We start from the raw sequence: 20103 nt of genomic DNA, 5'->3' as shown, positions 1-20103 counted from the left end.
CTGGACCATGCGGATCATGATCTCGGCGGACATGGAGGGCGCCACCGGCGTCACCTGGACCGACGACGTCGTCCCGGGCACCGAGCAGTGGCAGCGGTTCCGGCGGCTGTTCACCGGGGACGTGAACGCGGTGATCCGCGGCGTGTGCGCGGGCGGCGCGACCGGCGTGCTGGTCAACGAGGCGCACTCGTCGCAGCGGAACCTGCTGCTGGAGGACCTCGACGAGCGGGCCCGCATGCTCACCGGGCGGCACAAGCCGCTGTCGATGATGCAGGGCATCGAGTCCGGCGTGGACGGGGTGGTGTTCCTCGGCTACCACGCCGGGGCCGGGGCGGACGGGGTGCTGTCGCACACCTACCTGGAGAACCAGATCACCGGGGTGTGGCTGGACGGGGTGCCGGCCAGCGAGGGCCGCCTCAACGCCGCGCTGGCCGCCGAGCACGGGGTGCCGGTGCTGCTGGTGTCCGGCGACGACAAAACCTGCGAGGACGCGGCGGACTACGCGCCGGGTGCCGAGCTGGTCGCCGTCAAGGAGTGCGTGAGCCGCTACGCCGCGATCTGCCTTCCCCCGTCGCGCACCGCCGAGATGCTGAGCGCGGCCGCACGGGCGAGCATGGAGCGTGCGGTGCGGACACCGGGCACGGCCGCCGCGCACCGCATCGAGGTCGAGTTCGACGCGAGCCACCTGGCGCAGGCCGCCGCGGTGGTGCCGACCGTCGAGCAGACCGGCGTGCGCCGGGTCGGCTTCGACGCGGCCACGATGACCGACGCGATGAAGGCGTTCAAGGTGGTCACGGCGATCGCCGCGGGCGCGGTGCAGGGGAAGTATGGCTAACGTCGAAAGTCTGTGCGCGCAGCTGCTGCGGTTCGACACCACCAACCGCGGCCACGGCGATGCCGAGGGCGAGCGGGACGCGGCGGAGTTCGTCGCGGGTGTGCTCGCCGGTGCGGGGCTGGAACCGGTGGTGCTGGAGTCCGCGCCGCGGCGCACGAACGTGGTCGCCCGCCTCCCGGGCGCCGACCCGTCGCTGCCCGCGCTGCTCGTGCAGGGGCACCTGGACGTGGTGCCTGCCGACGCCGCGGACTGGACGGTGCCGCCGTTCGCCGGGGAGGTCCGGGACGGGTTCCTGTGGGGCCGGGGCGCGGTGGACATGAAGGACTTCATCGCGATGGTGCTGACCGCGGTCGCGGACGGGCTGCGGCCGCGGCGGGACCTGGTGCTGGCGTTCGTCGCCGACGAGGAGGACCGCGGCGAGTACGGGGCGCACTGGCTGGCGGCCGAGCACCGCGAGCTGTTCGACGGGTGCGTGGCCGCGATCAGCGAGTCCGGCGGCTACACCTACCACGTGCCCGCGGCGGACGGCTCGGTCAAACGGCTCTACCCGGTCGGCACGGCCGAGCGCGGCACCGCCCACATGCGGCTGACCGCGCGGGGCCGGGCCGGGCACGCCTCCCGGCCCAACCGGGAGAACGCCGTGGTCCGGCTGGTCGGCGCGCTGCAGCGGATCGCGGCGCACGAGTGGCCGGTCACGCTGACCCCGACGGTGGAGGCGTTCCTGGTCCGCACCGGGCAGGCGCTCGGCGTCGAGGTCGATCTGTCCGATGTGGAGGGCACGATGGCGCGGCTGGGCCCGGCGGCGAGGCTGGTGGAGCCGACCATCCGCAACAGCACCACGCCCACGATGCTGGACGCCGGCTACAAGGTGAACGTGATCCCGAGCCTGGCTCAGGCCCAGATCGACACGCGGACGCTGCCGGGGACCGAGAAGCAGTTGCTGGAGGAGATCGACGAGCTGCTCGGGCCGGACATCACGCGCGAGTTCGTGGCGCACCAGCCGGCCGTGCAGGCGCCGGTGGACTCCCCGTGGTTCACCGCGATGGCCGACGCGCTGCGGTCGCAGGACCCGGAGGCGGTGGTGGTGCCGTACTGCATGGGCGGCGGCACCGACGCCAAGGCGTTCAGCCCGCTGGGCATCGCCTGCTACGGCTTCGCGCCGCTGTGGCTGCCCGAGGGCTTCCCGTACCGGGCGATGGCCCACGGGGTGGACGAGCGGGTGCCGCTGGAGGGGCTGCACTTCGGCAAGCGGGTCCTGCAGCACTTCCTGACGCACTGCTGACCGCTTCCTGCCGCGGCGTTCCCGGCCGGGGCGGCGGGCCCCTACCGTGACGGCATGCCGCGGTTCGATCTCCACACCCGTGCCGGACTCGTGCTCGCGGTGGGCCTGCTCGCCGCCGGGTGTTCCGGCGGCGGCTCCGGCTCGCCGCTGGTGCCGCCCGCCACCAGCACAGCGCCCACCACCACGACAGCGCCCACCACCACGACGGCGCAGCTGGGCAAGTACCCGCTGGCGGAACTGGCGCGGCAGCCGTGCCGCGCGCTCGACGAGCGCGACCTCGCCGCGCTCGGCATCACCGGCCCGGGCCGGGAGGAAGCCACCCAGTACGGGACCGCCTGCCACTGGCTGGTCGGGGACCAGAACGTCAGCCTGCACCCGGACGTGCCGCTGTCCTACGCCCAGACGATGACCGAGGGCGGGCGCACCTCCCAGGTGCCGGTCGGGCAGCGGCAGGCGGTGCAGGCGGAGTTCCAGCGCATCTGTTTCGTCTTCGTCGCGGTGGGCGGTGTCGATCACCTGATCAGCGCCACGGGCATCCCGGAGCCCGGGGCGCCGCAGGAGGGCGCCTGTCCCGCCGCGGCGTCGGTGGTCGCCGCCGCCCTGACCCACCTGGAGTGAGCGGGATAAACCTCGTCCGCTGATCGCGGTAGGGGATTCACCCGACCCTGTCCGGTTTGGGTCAGGTTTGGCGCGCCCGCTTGACGCGCCCCCGACCTGCGCGTTTCGCTGCCTGACATGGTCCGAACCACGCGTGTGCTGGCCGTCGCCCTGCTGATGACCGGTCTGGTCGCCGCGCCGCCCGCGGCCGCGCAGCCGCCGGCGCGGTTCGCGTCGTCGTTCGAAGCCGGGCAGCCCGAGCCGGACTGGGTGGACACCGTCGAGACCGGCCGGGACGGGCGCCCGCTGGCCTCCGGGGTCAACGGCGCGAACGGCTCGGCCATCCCCGGTGACGTGCGCGGCAAGGCCACCGGCGCGACCGCGAGCGCGGAGAACACCGGCGCCGGGGAGGTCGCGGTGAACGTGCTCGACGGCAGGCCGGAGTCGAAGTGGCTCGCGTTCGCCCCCACCGGCTGGGTGCAGGCCGAGTTCGCCGAGCCGGTCGCCATCACCCGCTACGGCCTGACCTCGGCCAACGACGCCCCGGAACGCGACCCGCACGACTGGACGCTGCGGGGCTCCGACGACGGCGTCACCTGGACCACTGTGGACAGCCAGCGCGGGCAGACCTTCGGCGAGCGGTTGCAGGCCAGGGAGTTCCGCCTCGCGGCCACCGCCACCCACCGCTTCTACCGGCTGGACGTCACCGCGAACAACGGCGCGGACATCGTGCAGCTCGCCGAGCTGCTGCTGGCCGACGACCAGCCGGCCCCGCCGCCGCTGCCCACCATGCGGTCCTATCCGGACAGTGGCCCGCCCGGCGGCTACACCAGCAAACCGCGCGCCGGGTTCACCGGGTTGCGTGCCTTCCACTACGGCGGCACCCAGACCGCGCGGCACGGCTACTCCTACAACAAGGTGTTCGACGTGCGGATCCCGGTGCGCGCCGACACCGAGCTGTCGTACACGGTGTTTCCCGAGCTGACCGGGGACGACCTGAAGTACCCGAGCACGCACGTCGCGGTCGACCTGGCCTTCACCGACGGCACCTACCTGTCCGGCCTCGGGGCGGTGGACCAGTACGGGTTCCCGCTCAGCCCGCGCGGGCAGGGTGCGGCCAAGTCGCTCTACGCCAACCAGTGGAACCTGGTGCGCTCCGCGATCGGCACGGTCGCCCGCGGCAAGACCGTCGCGCGCATCCTCGTCGCCTACGACAACCCGGACGGTCCCGGCTCGTTCAACGGCTGGTTCGACGACATCACGCTCGGCCCGGCCGCGCCGCAAGCCCGCGTCACCCGCCTGTCCGACCACGTGCTCACCACCCGCGGCACCAACGCCAACGGCACGTTCTCGCGCGGCAACAACTTCCCCGCCACCGCGGTCCCGCACGGCTTCAACTTCTGGACCCCGGTCACCGACGCCGGGTCGCTGAACTGGCTCTACCGCTACCAGGAGGGCAACAACGCGCAGAACCGGCCCGCGCTGCAGGCGCTGTCGCTGTCGCACCAGCCGAGCCCGTGGATGGGTGACCGGCAGACCTTCCAGGTGATGCCCTCGGCCGCCGCCGGGGTGCCGGACGGCAACCGGGCCGCGCGGGCGCTGCCGTTCGACCACGCCAACGAGACGGCCAAACCGCACTACTACGGCGTCACGTTCGACAACGGGGTCAAGGCCGAGATCACGCCGGCCGACCACGCGGCGATGTTCCGGTTCACCTTCCCCGGCGCCGACGGGAACCTGATCTTCGACAACGTCAGCGACGCGGGCGGCCTCACCCTCGACCCGGCCACCGGCACGCTGTCCGGGTTCACCGACACGCGCAGCGGCAACTCCGCCGGCGCCGGCCGCATGTTCGTCTACGCGGTCTTCGACCGCCCGGTCACCGGCGGGTCGATGCTGCCCGGCGAGGGCCGCGACCACGTCCGCGGTTACCTGAAGTTCGCCCCGGGTCGCGGCGGGGTGGTCGGGATGCGGATCGCGACCTCGCTGATCAGCGTCGACCAGGCGAAACGCAACCTCGAACAGGAGATCCCGGCGGGTACGGCGTTCGACACGGTCCGCTCCGCCGCGCAGGCCGCCTGGGACCGCAAGCTGGGGGTGATCGAGGTGGAGGGCGCCACGCGCGACCAGCTGACCACCCTGTACTCGAACCTGTACCGGCTGTTCCTCTACCCGAACTCCGGGTTCGAGAACGTCGGCACCACCCGCGCCCCGCGCCACGCCTACGCCAGCCCGGTCGCGCCGAAGGCCGGGCCGGACACGCCGACGCGGACCGGGGCGACGGTCGTCGACGGCGAGATCTACGTCAACAACGGGTTCTGGGACACCTACCGCACCACCTGGCCCGCCTACGCGCTGCTGACCCCGGACATGGCCGGGCGGATGATCGACGGGTTCGTGCAGCAGTACCGCGACGCCGGGTGGATCGCCCGGTGGTCCTCCCCCGGCTACGCGAACCTGATGACCGGCACCAGTTCCGACGTGGCCTTCGCCGACGCCTACCTCAAGGGCGTGCGGAACTTCGACGTCCAGGCGGCCTACGACGCGGCGATCCGCAACGCCACGGTGGCGCCGCCGAACGAGAACGTCGGCCGGAAGGGCCTGGAGCAGTCGATCTTCCTCGGGTACACGCCGACCTCGACCGGTGAGGGCATGTCGTGGGCGATCGAGGGCTACCTCAACGACTTCGGCATCGCGATGATGGCGCAGAAGCTGGCCGAGGAGGCCGCGCCGGACGACCCGCGCCGCCGCGAGTACGCCGAGAACGCCGAGTACTTCCGCGGCCGGGCGCAGAACTACGTGCACATGTTCGACCCGGCGGCCGGGTTCTTCCAGGGCCGCGCCGCCGACGGCACGTTCCGGGTCCCGGCCGGCCAGTACGACCCGCGGGTGTGGGGCTACGACTACACCGAGACCAACGGCTGGAACATGGCGTTCACGGTGCCGCAGGACGGGCAGGGACTGGCCAACCTCTACGGCGGCCGCGACGGGCTCGCCGAGAAGCTGGACGAGTTCTTCAGCACCCCGGAGACCGCCCGGTTCCCCGGCGCGTACGGCGGGCCGATCCACGAGATGCGGGAGGCGCGGGACGTGCGGATGGGCCAGTACGGCCACTCCAACCAGCCCTCCCACCACATCGCCTACATGTACGACTTCGCCGGGCAGCCGTGGCAGACGCAGGCCCGGGTGCGGGAAGCGCTGTCCCGGCTGTATCTGGGCAGCGAGATCGGGCAGGGCTACGCCGGGGACGAGGACAACGGCGAGATGTCGGCCTGGTACGTGTTCAGCGCGCTCGGGTTCTACCCGCTGCGGATGGGCAGCCCGTCCTACGCGGTCGGGTCGCCGCTGTTCACCAAGGCGACCGTGCACCTGGCGGGCGGCCGGGACCTGGTGATCAACGCGCCGAGGAACAGCGCCCGCAACGTCTACGTGCAGGGGCTGCGGGTCAACGGCCGGGCGTGGACGTCGACCGCGCTGCCGCACGACGTGCTGGCCAAGGGCGGCACGCTGGACTTCGCGATGGGCCCGAGCCCGTCGCGCTGGGGTGCCGGGGAGGTGCCGCCGTCGCTCACCGAGGGCGACCAGGTCCCGCGGCCGCCCGCGGACCTCACCACACCCGGCGGGCCGCTGTTCGACAACACCTCCGCCACCCAGGCCCGGCCGCTGGAGACGGTGGACTGCCCGGTCCCCGGCCCGGTGACCGCGACGTTCTACACGCTCACCTCGGCCAAGGACGGCGGCGACCCGAGCGGCTGGGTGCTGGAAGGCTCGGCCGACGGGCGGAGCTGGACGCCGCTGGACACCCGGTCCGGGGAAAGCTTCACCTGGCGGCAGCAGACGCGCGCGTTCAAGATCGCCACGCCCGGCGCGTACGCGCATTACCGGCTGCGGATCACGGGCAGCACGGGCGGCGCGGCAGGGTTGTCGGAGGTGGAACTGCTCGGCGCGAAGTGACCGCTGTGCCCGGCCGCGTGGCGGGCGCACGCTGGCGGCTGCGGCGCACCGGCGGCGCAGCTGGCGCGCAGGGGGTCGGGGCGGCGCCGCTCGGCGGGAAGTGATCGGCCCGGGCGGTTACGGTAGGCCAGGTGAGCCGGACCCACTTCTTCTCCTCGTTCGAGGCCGGGGATCCGCCGCCCCGCGCCGGTGCCGTCGTCACCGTCGGCGCGGGCCCGGACCGCGCGCCGGCGGCCAAGGCCGGCGCCGGGTTCACCGGGCTGCGCGCCGCCCGCTACACCGCGGGCGGACCGGCACGTCAGGTGCTGTTCGAAGTGGACGCCGAGCTCGGGCCGGGCACGGCACTGTCCTATGTGGTGTTCCCGGAGTCCGACGCCGGCCCGTCCTGGCGCAGCACCTTCGTGGCGCTGGCCGTGGAACTCGACGACGGCACGGTGATCGGCGGGTCGGCGCGCGCGGCCGGTGAGTCCAAGACGCTCTACCTCGACCAGTGGAACCTGGTGCGCCACGACCTGGGCGACGGCGCCGGCCGCCGGGCACGGGCGATCCTGCTGACCGTCGAACCCCCGCCCGGCGAGCCGGTGTCCGGATGGATCGACGACGTCCGCATCGCCGACGTGCCACCCCAGCAACCGCGGGACCCGGTGGACTGGGTGCGCACCACCCGCGGCACCCACTCCAGCAACGAGTTCTCCCGCGGCAACACCTTCCCGGCCGCCGCCGTGCCGCACGGGTTCAACTTCTGGACCCCGGTCACCGACGCCTCGTCGACGGCGTGGCTGTACGAGTACCACCGGCGCAACAACGCGGACAACCGCCCTGAGCTGCAGGCTTTCGCGGTCAGCCACCAGCCGAGCCCGTGGATGGGCGACCGGCACCCGTTTCAATTCCTGCCGGGAATCGGTCCGGTGACCGCGGACCGCAAGGCCCGGGCGCTGGCGTTCTCGCACGACCACGAGACCGACCGGCCGCACCACTACGGGGTGCGCTTCGACAACGGAATCACCGTCGACCTCGCGCCCACCGACCACGCCGCGCTGGTCCGGTTCGCCTTCCCCGGCGAGGGCGGCTGGGTGCTGTTCGACAACGTCAACCGCCGCGGCGGCCTGCGCCTGGACCCGGCACGCGGGGTGGTCACCGGGCACACCTGGGCCCGCAGCCGCCTGTCCGTGGGCGCGCGGCGGATGTTCGTCTACGGCACCTTCGACCGGCCCGCGACCGGTGGGCGCCGGGTGCGCTGGCCCAACACCGGGTACCTGTCCTTCGACGCGCCCCGGGTCGAGCTGCGGATCGCGACCTCGCTGATCAGCCTGGCGCAGGCCCGCCGCAACCTGGAGCAGGAGATCCCGGCCGGCACCACGTTCGAGCAGGTCCGGGAGCGGGCGCGGGCGGCGTGGCAGGACGTGCTCGGCCGCGTCGAGATCGACGGCACCCCGGACCAGCTGACCACCTTCTACTCCGGCCTGTACCGGCTGTTCCTGTACCCGAACTCGGCGCACGAGCACACCCCGCGCGGGGTGCGGCACGCCAGCCCGGTGCGGCGCCGGTGGTGGCCGAGCACCCGCACCCGGACCGGGGCGAAGGTGGTGGACGGGCCGATGTCGGTCAACCACGGCTTCTGGGACACCTACCGCACGGTGTGGCCCGCGCTCGCGCTGCTGGCGCCGCGGCGCTGCGGGGAGTTGATCGAGGGGTTCGTGCAGCAGTTCCGGGAGGGCGGCTGGATCTCGCGCTGGTCCTCCCCCGGCTACGCCAACCTGATGACCGGCACCAGCTCCGACGTGGCCTTCGCCGACGCGTACCTGCGCGGCGTGCGGGGCTTCGACGTGCACGCGGCCTACGACGCCGCGCTGCGCAACGCCACTGTCAGCCCGCCCGGCCGCAGCGTCGGGCGGCAGGGCCTGCGCGAGTCGATCTTCCTCGGGTTCACGCCGCTGACCACGCACGAGGGCCTGTCCTGGGCGCTGGAGGGCTGCCTGAACGACTTCGGCCTCGCCGCGCTGGCCGCGGCGCTGGGGCACGCCGACGACGCCCGCTACTTCCGGCAGCGGGCCGCGCAGTACGTCCACCACTTCGACCCGCACACCGGCTTCTTCCAGGGCCGGCACCGGGACGGCCGGTGGCGCTGGGCGCCGGAGCACTACGACCCGGCCCGGTGGGGTTTCGACTACACCGAGACCAACGGCTGGAACACGGCGTTTTCGGTGCCGCACGACGGCGCCGGCCTGGCGGAGCTGCTCGGCGGCCGCGCCGCGCTGGAGTCCACACTGGACACGTTCTTCACGGCACCGGAGACCGGGCGGGTGCCGGGATCCTACGGCGGGATCATCCACGAGATGACCGAGGCGCGCGATGTCCGGCTCGGCCAGTACGGGCACTCCAACCAGCCCAGCCACCACATCCCGTGGATGTACACCCACGCCGGGGCCGCGGCGAAGACGCAGGCGATCGTGCGCGAGATGCTGACCCGCTGCTACCTGGGCAGCGAGATCGGCCAGGGCTACCCCGGCGACGAGGACAACGGCGAGATGTCCGCCTGGTACGTCCTGGCCGCGCTCGGCCTCTACCCGCTGGCGCCGGGCAACCCGGGTTACGTGCTGACCGCGCCGCTGTTCGAGAAGGCGGCCCTGCGGCTGGAGAACGGGCGGACGCTCACGATCAGTGCCCCCGGCGGCGGGACGTACGTGCGGGACGTGACGATCGACGGCGAACCGCACCACTCGACGTGGCTGTCCCACGCCGAACTGGTCGCCGCCGAGCGCCTGGAGTTCGACCTGAGCGACACGCCCACGGACTGGGGTGACCCGCCGCCGTCGCTGGACGAGCAGCCGATGACCGACGTGACCGGCTCCGGCACCTGCGACGACGGCACCGACGTGACCGAGCTGTTCGCCGACACCACGGCCACGCAGGTGACGTTCCGCTCGCGCACCCCGGTGATCGAGTGCACGGTCCGGGAACCGGCGCGCGTGCCGCTCTACACCCTGACCTCGGCCGCGCGCGGCGGTGATCCGCGGGACTGGGTCCTGGAGGGCACCACCGACGGGGTGTCGTGGGTGCGGCTGGACGAGCGGCGCGGGGAACGGTTCCGGTGGCGGCGGCAGACCCGGCCGTTCTCGGTCGCCGAACCCGGGACGTACCGTGCCTACCGGCTGCGGGTCACCGCGGCGACCGGGCGGCGGACCGCGCTGACCGAATGGGAACTGCTCGGGAGCCGCGCATGAGGGTGTGGAAGGTGGCCCAGGACCGGCTGGTGGCCGCCGATCCGGGGCTGGTGCGGTTGCGGCTGGCCGGGATCGCGGTGGGCGGGATCGTGCTGTCGATCCTGGTGCTGCTCCTGCTCGGCCGCCCGATCCCGACGATGATGGTGGCCTGCATCGCGGCGATGAACTCGGCGTTCTCGGTCAACGACAAGACGCCGAAGGACCAGGCGATCACGCTGGCGCTGGTCCTGGTGTGCGGGTCCGCCTCGCTCACCGTCGCCGCGTTCGGCGCCACCGCTCCCCCGCTGGACAGCGTGCTGTTCGTGCTGCTGATCTTCGTCGCGGTCTACGCGCAGCGGTTCGCGCCGCGCGGCACCGCGATGGGTGCGCTGTCGTTCTTCATGTTCTTCTTCGCGATGTTCCTCGCGATCCACCCGCGTCAGCTGCCCGAGTACATCCTGGCGCTGGCGATCGGGCTGGCCGCGAACGCGGTGATGCGGTTCGCGGTGCTGCGGCGGCGGCCGGAGGGTGAGCTGCTGCGGGCGCGCCGCGCGTTCCGGGCCCGGATCAGCGCGGTGTTGCGCGCCGCGGCCGCGTGCCTGGCCAGCGGCGGCAGCGAGTGGCGGATCAACCAGCTGCGCAAGGCCGACACCCGCCTGCACGAGGCGGTCCTGATGATCGAGGACACCATCGGGGACCTGTTCGACGAGACCGGCACGCAGCTGCTGCGCCGCCGGCTGCTGGCCGTCGAGCTGGCCTGCCAGTGGCTGGCGATCACCGTGCGCCGCACCGCCGAGGAGGACGGGCTGCCCGAGGCGGTCCGCGACGACCTGATCGCGAGCCTGCTGCGGCTGGACTCGCTGATCGAGCGCGACCCGCGCGAGCTGCCGGTGATCAGTGACACCGAGGAGTTCAGCAAGATGCTGGTGGCCGGCAGCCGGCTCGCCGAGCGCACCGAGCCCGGTGACGAGGTGCGCCGCGCGATCGCGGAGCTGGCGCTGGCCGACGTCAACGCCCAGCGCGTGGCGGAGAAGGACTACTCGGCCGAGACCGAGCTGCCCGGGGAGGACACCGAGGAGGAGCCGGGGAAGGTCTTCGCCTACGACAACCGCACCCGCAGCGCGATCCAGGCGATGGTCGGCGGCGGCCTGGCGGTGCTGGGTGGCGAGCTGATCTCCGACGCCCGCTGGTACTGGGCGGTGCTGACGGTGTTCGTGGTCTTCCTCAACACCTCGACCGCGGGTGCGACGTTCGTGAAGGGGTTCCGCCGGGTCACCGGCACGCTGGGCGGGATCTTCGGCGGGATGCTGCTGGCGCTGCTGGTCACCGGCAACACGATCGCGACGGTCGTGCTGATCCTGGTGTGCGTGTTCTGCCTGGTCTACGTGGCGCGGGTGTCGCAGCTGCTGATGGCGTTCTTCATCACCTGCATGCTGGGCCTGCTCTACAGCCTGCTCGGCACGTTCAGCATCGAGGTGCTGTGGGTGCGGGTCGCGGAGACCGCGATCGGCGCGGCGGCCGGGCTGATCGCGGCGATCCTGGTGGTGCCGGTGCGCACCCGCACGGTCATGGTGTCCGACATCGACGCCGCGCTGGTGGACCTGTGCGAGTTCCTGTCCAGCGCCGAGGCGCTGCTGTCCGGCCGGGAGAACGTGAACGTGATCGAACTCTCCCGGGAGCTGGACCGCTCGGTGGAGAAGGTGCGCACCACGATCGAGCCGCTGACGCACCCGATCAGCCTCGCCAGCCGCCGTGACTACGGCTGGTACGTGATGAGCACCCTGGAGCGGCTGGCGTTCCGGGCGCGGCAGATCGCGGCCCGGTCCGAACCGGGCCTGCTGCCCGCGGACGACCGGCTGAGCGCGGTCGTCGAGCGGATCAGCCGCAACATCGACGTGCTGCGCGACGCGCTCGACGGGGACGAGCGGGGCAGACTGGTGCGCAACACCGCCACGCCGGAGACGCGGGAGACGGACAACGCACCGGCACGCTCCGTGCTCACCAGCCTGGGCCGTCTGGAGGCCGGCATCATCGCGCTGGGCAGGGCGTTCGAGGTGCCGGTGGCGGAGCCGGCTCGATCGGTTCAGCAGAACGTGAGGCGACGCACCGCGTCAGCGCAGGCAGAGGGCGATAGGGTCACCAGCACAAGCCAAGATTCCGTCCGCAGGAGTACGCAATGACCCAAGCCCCCGTGAACGTCACCGTCACCGGCGCCGCCGGCCAGATCGGCTACGCGCTGCTGTTCCGCATCGCGTCCGGTCAGCTGCTCGGCCCGGACACGCCGGTGAAGCTGCGGCTGCTGGAGATCCCGCAGGCGGTCAAGGCGGCCGAGGGCACGGCGCTCGAGCTGGAGGACGGCGCGTTCCCGCTGCTCGCGGGCACGGACATCTTCGACGACGCGAAGCAGGCCTTCGCGGGCACCAACATCGCCCTGCTGGTGGGCGCGCGTCCGCGCACCAAGGGCATGGAGCGGGCCGACCTGCTGGAGGCCAACGGCGGCATCTTCAAGCCGCAGGGTGAGGCGATCAACGCCGGCGCCGCCGACGACGTCCGCGTGCTGGTGGTCGGCAACCCGGCCAACACCAACGCGCTGATCGCGCAGTCGCACGCGCCCGACGTCCCGGCCGAGCGGTTCACCGCCATGACCCGCCTGGACCACAACCGCGCGGTCGCCCAGCTGGCGAAGAAGCTGAACGCGCCGGTGAGCGAGATCCGCAAGCTCACGATCTGGGGCAACCACTCCGCCAGCCAGTACCCGGACATCTTCCACGCCGAGGTGGCCGGCAAGAACGCCGCCGAGGCCGTGAACGACGAGAAGTGGCTGGCCGAGGAGTTCATCCCGCGGGTGGCCAAGCGTGGCGCGGAGATCATCGAGGCGCGGGGCGCGTCCTCGGCCGCGTCGGCCGCCAACGCCGCCATCGACCACATCTACAACTGGGTCAACGGCACCCGCGAGGGCGACTGGACGTCGATGGCCGTCCCGTCCGACGGGTCCTACGGCGTGCCGGAGGGCCTGATCTCGTCCTTCCCGGTCGTCTGCAAGGACGGCAAGTACGAGATCGTGCAGGGCCTGGAGATCAACGAGTTCTCCCGCACCCGCATCGACGCCTCGGTCGCGGAGCTGGCCGAGGAGCGCGAGGCCGTGAAGAAGCTCGGCCTGATCTGAGTCGTGGTCGGCGGAGGGCCGGTTCCCCGGGCGGGGAGCCGGCCCTCCGGTCGTGTCACCGCAGGTGCGGGGCCCGGCGGACCGTCCACACGGCGAGCCCGGCCAGGAGGAAGCAGGCTCCGGCCGGCACCAGCACGCCGCCGAGGGTGAGCGCGTCGACGATCACGCCGCCGATCAGCGCGCCGAGGCCGATCGCCAGGTTGAACACCGCCACCCACAGGGCCGAGGCGGCTTCCACCGCGCGCGGCGCGGCCTTGATCATCCAGGTTTGCAAGCTCACCGACACCCCGCCGTAGGCCAGCCCCCACGCGACCAGCAGCGCGATGCCGCCCGCCGGTGACCGGCCGGCGAGCGGGAACAGCAGCACCGTCACCGCCAGGGCGCCGGTGATCACCAGCACGGTCCGGTTCAGGCGGCGGGCCAGTGCCGCGCCGGTGAGGAAGTTCCCGGCGATGCCGGCCAGGCCGAACCCGAACAGCAGCGGCCCGACGAGGGTTCCGGGGACGCCGGAGTGGTCCCGCAGGACCGGGCCGACGAACGTGTACGCGGCGAAGTGCCCGCTCACGATCAGGGCGGTCGCCAGGATTCCCACGCGCACGCCCCGGTCCCGCAGCTGCGCGGCCAGGTCGCGGGGACGGACCGGCTGGGTCGCGGCCAGCGGCGGCAGCAACGCGAACAGGGCGATCAGCACGGCCAGCGCGAGCGCCCCGAGCGTGGCGAACGCGGCGCGCCATCCGGCGAGGTCGCCGAGGACCGCGCCGATCGGCACGCCGAACACGTTGGCGGCCCCGACGCCGCCGAAGATGACGGCCGTGGCGCGCGGTACGCGCTCGGCGGGCACCAGGCGGACGGCCAGGCCGCCGGCCACGGCCCAGAACCCGCCGATCGCGACCCCGGTCAGCGCGCGGGAGGCGATGAGCACCGCGAAGCCCGGCGCGAGCGCGGAGATCACGTTGGCCAGGGTCATCAGGCCCATCAGCCCGGCCAGCAACCACCGCCGGTCCAGACTGCCCACGAGGACCGGGACCACCGGGGCGGCCAGCCCGGCGACGACGCTGGTCACGGTCACCATCAGGCCCGCGGTGCCGGCGGAGACCGAGAGGTCCGAGCCGACCCGGGTCAGCAGCCCGACCGGGAGCTGCTCCGCGGTCACCAGCAGGAACGTCCCGAACGCCACCACGACGACGGCGAGCCACCGGCCGCGCTCCCGGGTGCGCGGCGGTTCCGTTGTCACCACTGCCGATCTCCCTCCAGTTTGGGAGCGATCGCTCCCGTATGACGGCGTACGCTAGTACGGGAACGATCGCTCCACAATCCTGGTAGGCTGTGGGACGTGCCACGGCCACGGGAGTTCGACGAGCAGGAGGTGGTCGCGCGGGCCGCCGGACTGTTCCGGCGCCTGGGCTACCACGCCACCTCGGTCCGGGACCTCAACGGCGAACTGGAGCTGACCTCCAGCAGCCTCTACCGCACCTTCGGCGACAAGCACGCGTTGTTCCTGCGCGCGCTCGACCACTACCGCGCGACGGATTCGGCGGAGGCGCAGGCCCGGCTCGATCGCGCCGGCCCGGTCCGGGAGGTGCTGCGGGATTGGCTGCTGTGGCTGGCCACCGGCGCCGGAGAGCACGCCGGGCTCGGGTGTTTCGTGGTCAACACCACGACCGAGCTGGGCACGGCGGACCCGGAGGTGCGTCAGCGCACCGAGGCGGCGTTCGAGGTCACCCGGGAGGCCATCGCGGCCGTGTTGCGCCGCGGCTGCCGGGACGGTGAACTGCCCGCGGACCTCGACGTCGAGGGGGCCGTGGAGCTGCTGTTCACCATCGTGCTGGGCCTGCGGGTCCGGGAGCGCGCCGCGCACGACCCGCGGCGGCTGGCCCGGACGATCGACTTCGCGATCGGCTCCCTCGGGTGACCGGGCGCCGCGTCAGGCCGCGGGTGCGGTGGCGCGCACGAAGTCGGTCAGCGATTGCGGCGTGACCTGCGGGTACCGGGCGTTGTCCAGGTGGTCGAACTTGGCCTTGCCGGTGACCATGCACCACTGGTACTGCAGCGCCACGTACTCGAACGGGTTCTCGGTGGCCGCGGCCCGGCGGGCGATCTCCGCACGCAGGTCGTCGGCGCTGCCCAGGTGCCGCAGCTCCAGGGTGCGGCCGGAGCCGCGCTGGAGCGCGTCGTGGAACTGGCGCATCGAGAGGACCTCACCGGCGAAGCGCAGGGTGCCGGTGGCGGCCGGGTCGAGGGCGGCGGCCGCGGTGTAGGCGGCGGTGTCGGGCACCGAGGTCAGGTCGAGCGGCTGGTCGGGGTCGCCCCAGTGGGACACGGTGCCGCGCTCCCAGTCGACGAGCCCCATGAAGCCGGTCATCACCTCGTAGAAGGCGCCGTTGAGCACCGAGATCACGTCGAGGCTGGTGGTGCGCGCGGCGGCGGCCTGACGGCGCCAGCCGATCATGAAGTTGTCGCCGTCGTCGAGCTTGGTGAGGTCGATGGCGAAGTCGGACGGGACGAACCGCCGGGCGCCGGCCTTCTCCGCGGCGCGCAGGAGGTTGGCCTGGCCGTCCACGATCACCTCGGGGCCGCCCTGGACGGCGGAGATCACCGTCGTGGCGTCGCCGACGGCTTCGGCGAGCCGCTCGGCCGGATCGGTGAGGTCGCCCTCGACCAGCTGCAGCCGGCCGGTGGCCGGGGTGGTCAGGGCGCTCTTCTTCTCGTCGCTGGTGCCGGGCCGCACCAGGGCCCGCACGGCGGCGCCCTGGTCGAGGAGGGCCCGGACGATCCGGCCGCCGAGCAGTCCGGTGGCGCCGGCGACGAAGATCGTGGGGGAATCGGACATGGTGTGGAACTCCTTCTTTTCTTGGTGGGTCAGGGAATGAGCAGGGTCTTGCCGACGGTGGCGCGCGCTTCGGCGGCCCGGTCCAGGGGGAAGCGCTGGCCGATCACGGGGGTGAGCTGTCCGGCCACGGCCAGGTCCAGGACCTCGGTGGCCAGCTCGCGGGCGAGAGCGGGCCGGTTCCAGAGGAAGCCCGCGCTGAAGCCGGTCACGGTCAGGCCGCGGCCGACCAGTTCGCCGGGCCGGACGTCCAGCGGCGTGCCGCTGGAGAAGCCGAACGTGACCTGGCGTCCGCTGCCCGGGGTGAGCAGCTCGAACGCTGCGCGGCCGAGCGCGCCGCCGACGTGGTCGAACACCACGTCCATCGGGCCGTCCGCGCGGGCCTCGTCCGTCCAGCCGGGACGCGTGTAGTCCACGACGTGGCCGGCGCCCAGTTCCCGGAGCAGGGCGAGCTTGTGCTCGCTGCCGGCCGCCGCGACGACCGTCGCCCCGGCCCGCTTCAGCAACTGGACCAGGACGGTGCCCACGGCACCGGCGGCCGCCAGCACCAGGACGCGGTCACCGGCGGTCACGCGGGCCGCCCGGATCAGGCCCTGGGCCGTGACGCCGTACCGGTAGAGGGCGAGCGCCTCGGGCAGGCCGAGGTCCTCGGCGACCGGGACGAGGGTGGCGGCGGGGACCACGGCGGTCTCCGCGTAGCCGCCCAGGCCGGTGGTGCTGGCCAGGACCCGCGTGCCGATCAGGGCGGGGTCGCCGCCGGGTCCGACCTCGGTGACCAGTCCGGCGACCTCCTTGCCGAGGATGACCGGCAGGGGCGCGCCGCCGAGCGCGCCGCGCATCGTTCCGGCGCGGATCTGCGTCTCCAGGAACTGGACGCCGGCCGCGGCCACCCGCACCGCGACCTCGCCCGCCGCGGGCGTCGGGGCGGGCACGTCCGTGACCCGCAGGTGGGCCGGTGGCCCGAATTCGTGCAGCACAACGGCACGCATGTGTCCTCGTTTCGTGGTGCGGGAGTTGACGGGCGGGCGTCAGCGGGCGTTCTTGATCGCGTCGCTGAGCGCGCCGAGGCTGGTGGCCAGTTGCTCGACGTCGGCGGTGTCCCAGTCCGCGAGCAGCTCGGCGACGGCGGCCGCGCGGGCCTTCCAGAGCTTGCCGATGGCGAGCTTGCCGGCCCGCGTGACGCTCACCAGCTGCGCCCGGGCATCGGCCGGGTCGGGGCGGCGTTCGATGAATCCGCGTTGCTCGAGGCGTTTCGCCGGCGGCGACAGCGTGGACTTGTCCACCTCCATCAGCTCCGCCAGGACCGACAGGCGCACCGGCGCGTGCACCGAGATCTGGGCCAGCAGGGTGTAGTCCCCCAGCGACAGCCCCAGGCCGGAGGACGCCATGATCCGGCGCCGGGTGGCCGGGGAGAACATCCAGTTGCCCACGGTGGCCAGGGCCGCCGCCACGTCGTCGACACCGTGCCGTGGCGCGCGCGACGGGCCGTCTTCGCCGGCGTCTGCCATCCTCGACCCCGTTCCTCGAATGGTTGGTTGGGCAAAACCAACTATGCCACGGGGTGCCGATTCATGCAAGCGCATACAACCGGGCCCGCGCCGTTGGGGAGGTCAGTGAGTGAGCTGGGCCTGGAGAGGTCGTTATGACCTTCCCCGCGATGCCCGCCGCGGTGATGTGTTCCTCGCCGCCTCCCGGTCCGCGACGCCTGGGCCGGCGCCTTCGCGGCCGACGGCGTCTGCCACGACCCGGTCAGTCAGCTGCCCCTCGTCGGCCGCGCCGCCATCCGCGCCTTCATCGCCTCGGTCGTGCCCGGCTTCGACCCCTTCCTGGGGCCTGACCCCGCACGAGGCGCACACCGTCGGCAACGGTCAGGCCCGCGCCAGGGTGGTCCAGGTGGTGTTGTAGCCCCGTGCAGCAGGCGGGACTGGCGCAGCAGCCGCGGCAGCAAGGCCAGCAGTTGCCCGTAGCCGATCCGGCCGCTGCGGGCGGCCTCGCGCGGCAGCAGCCACACCGTGGCCAGGCCCGCCAGGGCGGTCAGCAGGTAGACCGCGGGCCAGCCCAGTGCCGGCCCGACAAGCCCGCCGACGACGCGGGAGCCGATGATGCCGGTCATCAGCCCGATCTGGACATCGGCCACCACCATCGCACGCCGCGCCAGCGGCACCAGCAGGGAGATCCCTGCGGCGTAGCCGAACTGAGCGCAGGTCGCCGCGATCCCCGCTGATGCCGCCGGCACCCCAGGTCGCGGGCGAACAGCTCCAGCAGTGGCCGGACCATCTGATGGCCGAGCTGGCCTGGGCCGTTCCGCCCGGCGAGGGGGACCTGCCCGCCTCCGCCGAGCGGCTGTTCGACTACCACCGCGCCCGCCCCGAGGCGCTGCGGCCCCGCGCACGACCGGCACGACCTACCCACGCCCTGCCCCGGGAACCCGAGGTGTGACAGCAGGCACGGCGGGTCTATACCGGACGGATGGGGAAATTCATCACGATCGGCTACGGCGACAGCGCCGGCTACGAGCGGACCGACGAGGCGGTGCGCGCCGCCGCGCACGAGCATGACTCCCGGCTGCGCGCCGGCGGCGTCGAGATGGGGATCGCGGGCCAGCCGGTGCAGGTGCGCAACCACGACGCGGCCGGAGCGCAGGTGACGCCGGGCCCCTACCTGCGGTCGGACCTGCCGGTGGCGGGTTTCGCGATCATCGAGGCGGACTCGGTCGAGGAGGCGGCGCGCATGGTGGCCGGCACGCCGTGCGCGGTCGCGCACGGCGTGGTCGAGGTGTGGCCGCTGCGGGCGTGACGCCCTACCTCGGTGGTGCCTGGAAGCCGCCGATCTCCCGCTCGAGCAGTTCGGCCAGCCGCAGCGGGGTGCGGTCCTCGAACATCGGACCGATGAGCTGCACGCCGACCGGCAGACCCTCGGGCGACCGGCCCGCGGGCACGGCGGTGGCGGGCAGGCCGGGCATGGTGGCCAGGCCGGCCCACACGAGCTGGTCGAAGTACGGGTACTCGGCGCCGTCGATGTCGATGCGCCGTGCCATCGGGTTGGGGGTGTGGTCGTGCGGGAACGCCGGTGTCGGCGTGATCGGGCACGCCACGGCGTCGAACTCGGTGAACAGCTGCCGCCAGCCGTGGCGGTGGAGTTCGCGGCCGGTGTTCGCCTCGATCCAGTTGCGGTGGCTGAACGCCATGGCCCGCAGCCGCACGGCGTTCAGGCTCTGATCATCGGCGGCGGGGAGTTGCAGCGAGCCGAGGGGAAAGCGCGCGACAGCGCCGGAAATCAGCAACTGCATGTAGAGCGTGGCGGCTTCGGTCAGGTCGGGCAGCAGCGGGCTGTGCCACTCGACGCGGGCGCCGGCGTCGGCGAGCGCGGCGGCCACCCGGTGCACGCCCGCCCGCACGGCGGACCCGGTCGGGAGGAGCGGGTGCTCGTCGAGGACCAGGACCCGGAAATCGCCCAGCCGCTCGTGACGGGCAGGCGGCAGTGCCAGCCGGTACGCCACGCCGAGCGTCAGCGGATCCGGCCCGGCCATGACGTCGAGCAGGAGCGCGAGGTCGCGTGCGGTGCGCGCCATCGGGCCGACGACGGCGAGGTCGAGCTCGGCGGGCAGGGCCGGTTCGGACGGCGGGACCATGCCGCGGCTGGCCGCCAGCCCGACGGTCGGCTTGTGGGCGTAGACGCCGCAGAAATGCGCGGGGGTGCGCAGCGAGCCGGCGATGTCGGAGCCGAGGGACAGCGCGCCGAACCCGGACGCCAGGGCCGCCGCCGACCCGCCGGAGGATCCGCCCGAAGTGCGCGCGGAATCCCACGGGTTGGTGGTGGTGCCGTAGATCTCGTTGAAGCTCTGGATGTCCTGCAGCCCCAGCGGCACGTTGGTCTTGCCGAGCACCACCGCGCCCGCGGCCTTGAGCCGCGACACCTGCACCGCGTCCGCGGCCGGCACGTAGTCCCGGTGCGGCGGCATGCCCCAGGTGGTGGGCAGCCCGGCGATGTCGTAGGACTCCTTGACGGTCACCGGAACCCCGAGCAGCGGCCGGTCTTCGCCGTGGGCGCGGGCCTGGTCGGCACGGTGTGCGGCGGCCCGGGCGCGGTCGAAGTCCGGTACGCAGATCGCGTTGATCACCTCGTCGTCGCGCTCGATCCGGGCGATCGCCTCGTCGGTCAGCTCCACCGAGGTCACTTCGCCGGCACGCATCGCGGTCGTGAGCTCTTCGGCCGACCGGTAGTTCCATTCCATGAATC

The 20103-nt window shown here is 73.0% G+C and carries 16 protein-coding genes; 10 read left to right on the top strand and 6 right to left on the bottom strand.

All coding sequences use genetic code 11. The annotated features are described in order from the left end of the window. Positions 1–7: 7 nt before the first annotated feature. The 7 genes from L1857_RS19905 to L1857_RS19875 all read left to right on the top strand — a co-directional run bounded on the left by L1857_RS19905 (position 8) and on the right by L1857_RS19875 (position 13037). A complete protein-coding gene (locus tag L1857_RS19905; protein WP_094003023.1) occupies positions 8–835 on the top strand; it encodes a M55 family metallopeptidase in 828 nt (275 codons plus the stop codon). Then, positions 828–2117 carry a M20/M25/M40 family metallo-hydrolase gene (locus L1857_RS19900; protein WP_094003024.1) on the top strand — a complete coding sequence of 430 codons (1290 nt, stop codon included), beginning with the start codon at positions 828–830 and terminating at the stop codon, positions 2115–2117. The genes L1857_RS19905 and L1857_RS19900 overlap by 8 nt, the downstream gene beginning before the upstream one ends. 54 nt (positions 2118–2171) lie before the next feature. Next, complete coding sequence (locus L1857_RS19895) at positions 2172–2735, top strand: DUF3558 family protein (protein ID WP_094003025.1); 564 nt, start codon at positions 2172–2174, stop codon at positions 2733–2735. A gap of 117 nt (positions 2736–2852) precedes the next feature. After that, positions 2853–6668, top strand: coding sequence for a GH92 family glycosyl hydrolase (locus L1857_RS19890; RefSeq protein ID WP_116109249.1), 3816 nt, complete (start codon positions 2853–2855; stop codon positions 6666–6668). Positions 6669–6799: 131 nt separating this feature from the next. Further along, complete coding sequence (locus tag L1857_RS19885; protein ID WP_116109251.1) at positions 6800–9892, top strand: GH92 family glycosyl hydrolase; 3093 nt, start codon at positions 6800–6802, stop codon at positions 9890–9892. Continuing rightward, positions 9889–12051 carry an FUSC family protein gene (locus L1857_RS19880; protein WP_094003028.1) on the top strand — a complete coding sequence of 721 codons (2163 nt, stop codon included), beginning with the start codon at positions 9889–9891 and terminating at the stop codon, positions 12049–12051. Before L1857_RS19885 ends, L1857_RS19880 begins: the two co-directional genes overlap by 4 nt. Further along, positions 12048–13037 carry a malate dehydrogenase gene (locus L1857_RS19875; RefSeq protein WP_094003029.1) on the top strand — a complete coding sequence of 330 codons (990 nt, stop codon included), beginning with the start codon at positions 12048–12050 and terminating at the stop codon, positions 13035–13037. The genes L1857_RS19880 and L1857_RS19875 overlap by 4 nt, the downstream gene beginning before the upstream one ends. A 55-nt stretch (positions 13038–13092) precedes the next feature. On the opposite strand, the gene L1857_RS19870 is transcribed toward L1857_RS19875, so the two are convergent. After that, positions 13093–14271: an MFS transporter gene (locus L1857_RS19870; RefSeq protein ID WP_198958096.1), complete on the bottom strand. Its 1179-nt coding sequence runs from the start codon at positions 14269–14271 to the stop codon at positions 13093–13095. Between the two features lie 99 nt (positions 14272–14370). Between L1857_RS19870 and L1857_RS19865 the strand changes: the two genes are divergently transcribed. Next, a complete protein-coding gene (locus L1857_RS19865; RefSeq protein ID WP_116109256.1) occupies positions 14371–14949 on the top strand; it encodes a TetR/AcrR family transcriptional regulator in 579 nt (192 codons plus the stop codon). A 12-nt stretch (positions 14950–14961) separates the two neighbouring features. On the opposite strand, the gene L1857_RS19860 is transcribed toward L1857_RS19865, so the two are convergent. The 4 genes from L1857_RS19860 to L1857_RS19845 form a co-directional block, all read right to left on the bottom strand. Beyond that, positions 14962–15867 (bottom strand): NmrA family NAD(P)-binding protein, encoded by a 906-nt coding sequence (locus tag L1857_RS19860; RefSeq protein WP_116109259.1) that lies wholly within the window; start codon positions 15865–15867, stop codon positions 14962–14964. Positions 15868–15896: 29 nt separating this feature from the next. After that, complete coding sequence (locus L1857_RS19855; protein WP_116109261.1) at positions 15897–16853, bottom strand: zinc-binding dehydrogenase; 957 nt, start codon at positions 16851–16853, stop codon at positions 15897–15899. Between the two features lie 39 nt (positions 16854–16892). After that, positions 16893–17372: a MarR family winged helix-turn-helix transcriptional regulator gene (locus tag L1857_RS19850; RefSeq protein ID WP_162830947.1), complete on the bottom strand. Its 480-nt coding sequence runs from the start codon at positions 17370–17372 to the stop codon at positions 16893–16895. Between the two features lie 245 nt (positions 17373–17617). Further along, positions 17618–18028 (bottom strand): MFS transporter, encoded by a 411-nt coding sequence (locus tag L1857_RS19845; RefSeq protein WP_162830948.1) that lies wholly within the window; start codon positions 18026–18028, stop codon positions 17618–17620. Positions 18029–18087: 59 nt separating this feature from the next. On the opposite strand from L1857_RS19845, the gene L1857_RS19840 reads away from it, so the two are divergent. Beyond that, a complete protein-coding gene (locus L1857_RS19840; protein WP_205413154.1) occupies positions 18088–18303 on the top strand; it encodes a hypothetical protein in 216 nt (71 codons plus the stop codon). A gap of 30 nt (positions 18304–18333) precedes the next feature. Next, entirely contained in the window at positions 18334–18660 is a 327-nt protein-coding gene (locus L1857_RS19835; protein WP_094003035.1) for a YciI family protein, read from the top strand. 4 nt (positions 18661–18664) lie between these two features. Here L1857_RS19835 and L1857_RS19830 read toward each other — a convergent pair whose 3' ends face one another. After that, positions 18665–20098, bottom strand: coding sequence for an amidase (locus L1857_RS19830; RefSeq protein WP_094003036.1), 1434 nt, complete (start codon positions 20096–20098; stop codon positions 18665–18667). Positions 20099–20103: the final 5 nt, after the last annotated feature.

The organism is Amycolatopsis thermalba, assembly GCF_023376025.1.
GTDB classification, from domain to species: Bacteria; Actinomycetota; Actinomycetes; order Mycobacteriales; family Pseudonocardiaceae; genus Amycolatopsis_E; species Amycolatopsis_E thermalba.
This window is presented reverse-complemented; position numbering and strand designations above follow the sequence as displayed.